General features: G+C 76.0%; 7 protein-coding genes. 6 read left to right on the top strand and 1 reads right to left on the bottom strand.

Features of this window, described 5'->3' with window-relative positions; translation table 11 throughout:
- Nucleotides 1-222: 222 nt before the first annotated feature.
- The 4 genes from ABT247_RS31200 (at nt 223) to ABT247_RS31185 (ending at nt 3,165) form a co-directional block, all read left to right on the top strand.
- Nucleotides 223-747: a hypothetical protein gene (locus ABT247_RS31200; RefSeq protein WP_350749370.1), complete on the top strand. Its 525-nt coding sequence runs from the start codon at nt 223-225 to the stop codon at nt 745-747.
- Nucleotides 748-889: 142 nt separating this feature from the next.
- Nucleotides 890-1,666, top strand: a complete 777-nt coding sequence (locus tag ABT247_RS31195; protein WP_350749367.1) for a LamB/YcsF family protein — start codon at nt 890-892, stop codon at nt 1,664-1,666.
- Nucleotides 1,663-2,289, top strand: coding sequence for a 5-oxoprolinase subunit PxpB (gene pxpB / locus ABT247_RS31190; protein ID WP_350749364.1), 627 nt, complete (start codon nt 1,663-1,665; stop codon nt 2,287-2,289). Before ABT247_RS31195 ends, pxpB begins: the two co-directional genes overlap by 4 nt.
- A 12-nt stretch (nt 2,290-2,301) precedes the next feature.
- Entirely contained in the window at nt 2,302-3,165 is an 864-nt protein-coding gene (locus ABT247_RS31185) for a 5-oxoprolinase subunit C family protein (RefSeq protein WP_350749362.1), read from the top strand.
- 185 nt (nt 3,166-3,350) lie between these two features.
- Here ABT247_RS31185 and ABT247_RS31180 read toward each other — a convergent pair whose 3' ends face one another.
- A complete protein-coding gene (locus ABT247_RS31180; protein ID WP_350749359.1) occupies nt 3,351-4,121 on the bottom strand; it encodes an alpha/beta fold hydrolase in 771 nt (256 codons plus the stop codon).
- A 127-nt stretch (nt 4,122-4,248) separates the two neighbouring features.
- On the opposite strand from ABT247_RS31180, the gene ABT247_RS31175 reads away from it, so the two are divergent.
- Both ABT247_RS31175 and ABT247_RS31170 read left to right on the top strand, forming a co-directional pair.
- The gene (locus ABT247_RS31175; protein WP_350749356.1) at nt 4,249-4,800 is read left to right on the top strand and encodes a PadR family transcriptional regulator; all 552 of its coding nucleotides are present in this window, start codon (nt 4,249-4,251) and stop codon (nt 4,798-4,800) included.
- A gap of 76 nt (nt 4,801-4,876) precedes the next feature.
- Complete coding sequence (locus ABT247_RS31170) at nt 4,877-5,590, top strand: class I SAM-dependent methyltransferase (protein ID WP_350749353.1); 714 nt, start codon at nt 4,877-4,879, stop codon at nt 5,588-5,590.
- Nucleotides 5,591-5,784: the final 194 nt, after the last annotated feature.

Raw genomic sequence — 5,784 nt, 5'->3', positions numbered from 1 at the left:
AGCGTGGGGGCGATGATCCACCAGCACCAGCGGACCACCACGGGGCCGGCGGCGGTGGGCCGGGCCGGGCGGCGGCGGGCCGAGGCCGGTCGAGAAGCGAGTTGAACACGTTCAAATAAGGGGTCTAGAGTCGGTTCCGCGCAGACGGGACAAGGCCCGCCTGCCCCTTCGGCACGCCTCGCCCGGCTTCCGTGCGGCGTGCCCGCCTCGGAGGTGTGCGAGATGGACGACGACCCCGCGATCATCCTGCGGCGGGTCCGGCGGTGGCTCCGGTTCTTCCTGGTCTGCCTGGTGCTGAGCGGCCTCACCGCCTTCCCGCTGGAGACCGAGACCGGCTGGCTGGTCGACGTCGCCTCCGGCCCGGCCGCCCCGCTGGCCGACCACTTCCCGGCCGCGCTCGCCTGGTTCGAAAGGGTCCACCGGGGCGTCGCCGAGACCGACGAGCGCTACCCGTTCCTGGCGTACGGCACCGACTGGCTGGCCTTCGCCCACCTGGTGATCGCCGCCGCCTTCTGGGGTCCGCTCAAGGATCCGGTCCGCAACATCTGGGTGATCCGCTGGGCGGCGCTCGCCTGCGGCGCCGTGATCCCGCTGGCGCTGGTCTGCGGACCGCTGCGGGGGATCCCGGTGGTGTGGCGGTTCGTCGACATGTCGTTCGGAGTCTTCGGCGTCATCCCGCTGCTGATCGTGCTGCGGGCGCTGCGTCCGCTGGAACGTTCCTTCCAGCAGCGCCTGGCCGCCGACTGAGTCGAGTGACCTCGGTGTCGTTCCGGGGCGCGTGGGCGGCGGTCGCGCGCCGGTGGGCCCTCCGGGGGCCCGGGTCACGGACAACGGGCGTCCTCCGCAGGCCCTACCATCTGGCTCAACAGCTGCTGGGAGGCGGACGGGCGTGGCCGATGCGGTGATCGATCTGAATGCGGACCTCGGAGAGGGGTTCGGGCGCTGGAGCCTGACCGACGACGAGGCCCTGCTGTCCGTGGTGACCAGCGCCAACGTCGCGTGCGGCTTCCACGCCGGCGACCCGTCCACGATGCGCCGGGTCTGCGCGCTCGCCGCCGAGCGCGGCGTCCGGATCGGCGCCCAGGTCTCCTACCGCGACCTGGCCGGCTTCGGCCGCCGTGCCATGGACGTCCCGCCGGACGAGCTCGCCGACGAGATCGCCTACCAGATCGGCGCCCTCCAGGTCTTCGCCCGCGCCGCCGGCTCCCGGGTCTCCTACGTCAAGCCGCACGGCGCCCTCTACAACCGGGTGGTCGCCGACTCCGAACAGGCCGAGGCCGTGGTGGCCGGGGTGCTGCGGGCCGGCGCCGTCTGCGACGGGCCGCTGCCCGTCCTCGGACTGCCCGGCTCCCGGCTGCTGGACGTCGCCGAGGGCGTCGGCCTGCCGGCGGTGACCGAGGCCTTCGCCGACCGCGCCTACACCTGGGCCGGCACCCTCGTCCCGCGCCGCGAGCCCGACGCCGTCGTGGACGACCCCGAGTCGGTGATCACCCGCGCCGTCGGCATCGCCCGGGACGGCACCGTCGAGGCCGTCGGCGGCGAGCGGATCGGCGTCGAGGCCCGCTCGCTGTGCGTCCACGGCGACACCCCCGGCGCCGCCCAACTCGCCTGGCGGATCCGCGGCGCCCTCGCCTCCGCCGGAGTACGGGTCGAGGCCTTCACATGACGCTCCCGGTGATCCGGCGGGTCGGCGACCGGGCCCTGCTCGTCGAACTCCCGGGGACGGCCGAGGTCGCCGCACTGTACGGGTGGCTGCGCGAGCGGCAGGCGGCCGGCGAGCTCGGTGAGGTCGCGGAGGTGGTGCCCGCCGCACGCACCGTGCTGCTCGAAGGCGTCGCGGACGTCCCGGCGGTGGCGGCGCTGCTGCGCACCGCCCGGCCGCGGGCGGCCACGGCGGCGAACGGGCCGCTGGTGGAGGTGCCGACCGTGTACGACGGCGCCGACCTGGCCGAGGTCGCCGCCCGCTGGGGAGTCTCCGAGGAAGCGGCGGTACGGATCCACACCGAACCGGAGTACGTGGTCGCCTTCTGCGGCTTCGCCCCCGGCTTCGGCTACCTCACCGGACTGCCCGCCAGGTACGCGGTGCCGCGCCGGGACACCCCGCGCAGTTCCGTCCCGGCCGGCTCGGTGGCCCTCGCGGGCCCGTACACCGGCGTCTACCCGAGCGCCTCGCCCGGCGGCTGGCAGCTGATCGGACGCACCGCGCTGGCGCTCTGGGACCCGGGCCGCGAGCCCGCCGCGCTGCTGGCGCCCGGGGTCCGGGTCCGGTTCACGACGGAACGTGCTTAGGGGCGGGCGGAGTTGAGCGAGCTGCAGGTGGTGCGGCCGGGACCGCTGACCACCGTCCAGGACCTCGGGCGACGCAGCGTCGCGCACCTCGGGGTGCCCCGGGCCGGCGCACTGGACGAGCCCGCGCTGCGGGCGGCGAACCGGCTGGTCGGAAACGGACCGGAGGCCGCCGGGCTGGAGACCACCCTGGGCGGGGTCGCGCTGCGCGCCCTCGGGCCGGTGGTGGTCGCCGTCACGGGCGCGCCCGCACCGGTCAGGGTGGACCGGCGGGCCGCCGCCTGGGGCGCGCCGGTCGCGGTGCCGGCCGGGGCGGTGGTCGAGGTGGGCGCGGCGACCGCCGGGGTGCGCACGTACCTGGCGGTGGCGGGCGGGATCGCCGTCCCGCCGGTGCTGGGCAGCCGCTCGGCCGACCTGCTCTCCGGCCTCGGGCCCGCACCGCTGGCCGCGGGCGACCGGCTCCCGGTCGGCGCGCCACCGCCGTACCGGAACCGGGCCGAGCTGGTGCCGCTGCCCGCTCCCCCGGCCGAACTGGTGCTGCGGCTGCGCCTCGGGCCGCGCGCGGACTGGTTCGCGCCCGAGGCGGCGGGGCGGCTGGCCCGGGACGGCTACCGGGTCTCCCCGGCCAGCAACCGGATCGGGCTGCGCACCGAGGGGCCGGCCGTCGAGCGCGCTCGGGAGGGCGAACTGCCGAGCGAGGGGATGGTGCTGGGCGCCGTGCAGATCCCGCCGGACGGGCAGCCGGTGGTGTTCCTGGCCGACCATCCGACCACCGGCGGCTACCCGGTGATCGGCGTCGTGCCGGAGGCCGACCTGGCGGCGGCCGCCCAGGCTAGACCGGGGACGCCGGTGCGGTTCACGGTGCTGCGGGAGCGCTGAGCCCGCAGCCGGGGGCGGGGAGCGGCCCGGGGCCGGGGGCCGGCTTCTGCCGCACCCGGGCCGGCGACCGGGCCGCCCCGCCGTCTCGCGGTCCGGCTCCACCACCGTCCACGAAGGAGCTCGAGGCCGGGGTGTCCGGCGAGCGGTTCGGGGGCCGATGACCGCCGCGTCCGGTCCGGGCGTGGTCAGTCGGGGTTCAGGGCTTCCGCGGCGGCCGAGGCGAAGCCCTCGGGATTGTCCAGCATGACGTTGTGTCCGCAGTCGGGTACGGCCACCACCCGCACGCCCGCGGCGCGCAGCGCGTCGACGCCCTGCGGTGGCCCGTCCGCCGCCGGGTGGAGGAAGGTGCGCGGAAGGCCGAGCCGGAGCAGCAGTTCGCGCATCACCGGCTCGCTCCCGCGGGCGAGGTGCAGGGCGCTGCGGTACAGGGCCACCGGGCCGGCCAGCCGCATCGTGGACCACCAGAACGGGCCGACCCGCTCGGCGACCTCCGCCAGCCCGCCACCGAGGAACTCCGCCTCGGTGTAGCTCGCGATCCCGCTGCTGCCGACCCTTCGGCGGCCCGGTGCGATCGCGTCCAGGTTGGCGTCCACCAGGAGCAGTCGCGACACCAGTGCGGGGTGCCGGTGTGCCAGGACGATCGCGACCGCGCCGCCCATGCTGTGGCCGACCACCTCGATCCGGTCCGGCCCGGCTGCCCGGACCGCCGCGGCGACGGCGTCGGCGTGGGCCTCCAGGGTGTAGCCGAAGTCGGTGGGCCGGTCGCTGATGCCGAAGCCGAGCAGGTCGAGCAGGAGCGAGCGGCGGCCGGCGAGCAGCGGGTGGGCGGCGGCCGCGGCGAAGTAGACCGGTGAGCTGGCGCCCAGCCCGTGCAGGTAGAGCCGGGCGGGTTCGGCGCCGGGCAGTTCGACCCAGCGGATCCGGTCGCCGCTGGGGGTGACGGTGGCTTCGCGCACGCGCGCACGCTCCTGGTTCGAGTGGTCCGGGCGAATCACCGGAAGAATACCTCGATTTCGAGGTATGGCGGAAGCGATGTACCTCGCTGCACCCGCTCGTCGAGTGACCGTCTGAGAGAGTGGCCCCATGCTGAAGCTCGCGATCCTCGGGTTCCTGTACGACCGGCCGCTGCACGGCTACGAGCTGCGCCGCCACCTCGCGGGGCTCGCCGGCCACATCCGCCCGATCAGCGACGGCTCCCTCTATCCGGCGATCAAGCGCCTGGAGGCCGACGGCCTGCTCGTCCGCGAGACCGAGCCCGGCAGCGCCGCCGCGCCCCGGCACACCCTGCACCTGACCGAGGCCGGCCGCGCCGCGCTGCTCGGCGCCCTGCGCGATCCGGAGCCGCTGGACATCAGCGACGGCAACCGCTGGACCACCGTGCTCTCCTTCCTGCGCCACCTCGACGACCCGGCCGCCCAGGCCGCCGTGCTCCGCCGCCGGCTGGCCTTCCTGTCCGAGCCGGCCAGCTTCTACTACGAGGGCGACCGTCCGCGCAGCGCCGAGGAGTTCACCGATCCGTTCCGGCGCGGCCTGCTGCTGACCGCCCGGGCCACGACCGAGGCCGAACTCTCCTGGCTGCGCGCCACCCTCGCCGAGCTGGCGGACGCGGCGCCGCAGGACGGGGCCGCGAACTGACGGACCGGCCGAAAGCCGCCGAACCACCCTCCCCCTTCCCTTCCCACCCCGCCCCTCCCGTGTTCCGATGGCCTCCATGGGCGACGACACACGCGCGAGCGACGCACGGCGGCAGGGCTACGACGGCACGGGCGCGGGCGCGATCACCCCCGACGGCTGCGCCGTCGAGGTGTGGTCCCGCCTGCCGGCGGGCGACGCACCGGACGTGATCGCCGCCGCCGTGCCGCCCGGCGCGAGCCTGCTCGAACTGGGTTGCGGCGTCGGCCGGATGACCCACCCGCTGGTCGACCGGGGCTTCGCCGTGACGGCCGTGGACGAGTCCGCCGAGATGCTGGCCCGGGTGCGGCCCGGCGTCCGCACCGTACGCAGCCCGATCGAGCGGCTGGACCTGGGCGAGCGCTTCGACGTCGTCCTGCTCGCCTCCTTCCTGGTGCACGCCGGCGACGCGGCGGTGCGCCAAGGCCTGCTGGAGACCTGCCGCCGCCACGTCGCCGAGGACGGCTGCGTGCTGGTGCAGCGCGAGGGCGAGGACTGGCACCGGAACGTGCCGCGGGAGAGCCCGATCGGGACGGACGGGGCCGTCCGGATCCTCTCCGCGACATCGGTCGGTGACGGCGTGAACTCCGTCCACGCGCAGTACGAGTTCCCGGACGGCACCTGGACCCAGACCTTCCTCTCCCGCCCGCTCACCAGAGCGGCCTTCGAACAGGCGCTGGCGGACGCCGGTCTGCGGGTCGAGACGTACCTGACGGAGGACCGCACCTGGGTCCGGGCCCGGCCGCTCGGCTGAGCGGCGGCAGGGCGGAACGGCGTACGACCGCTCAGGGCCGCCCGGAGCATCGCGCGGCGCCGGTGGCGGGCCGGTGCCGGGCGCTTCCCGCCCGGGCGGCATGACAAGGCGGGGCCCGCCCGGTAGAACGCCGTTCCACCGGGGGCGCCCGAGAGCACCCGCACCTCGGGGGTCAGCCGCGACAGCAGCGGGCC

The organism is Kitasatospora sp. NPDC001539 (assembly GCF_040298565.1).
Lineage (GTDB): Bacteria > Actinomycetota > Actinomycetes > Streptomycetales > Streptomycetaceae > Kitasatospora.
This window is presented reverse-complemented; position numbering and strand designations above follow the sequence as displayed.

What these genes read in the sequence shown, in the direction of transcription:
- ABT247_RS31170 (WP_350749353.1), top strand. Translation starts at nt 4,877, where the DNA reads ATGGGCGACGACACACGCGCGAGCGACGCACGGCGGCAGGGCTACGAC.
- pxpB (WP_350749364.1), top strand. Translation starts at nt 1,663, where the DNA reads ATGACGCTCCCGGTGATCCGGCGGGTCGGCGACCGGGCCCTGCTCGTC.
- ABT247_RS31175 (WP_350749356.1), top strand. Translation starts at nt 4,249, where the DNA reads ATGCTGAAGCTCGCGATCCTCGGGTTCCTGTACGACCGGCCGCTGCAC.
- ABT247_RS31200 (WP_350749370.1), top strand. Translation starts at nt 223, where the DNA reads ATGGACGACGACCCCGCGATCATCCTGCGGCGGGTCCGGCGGTGGCTC.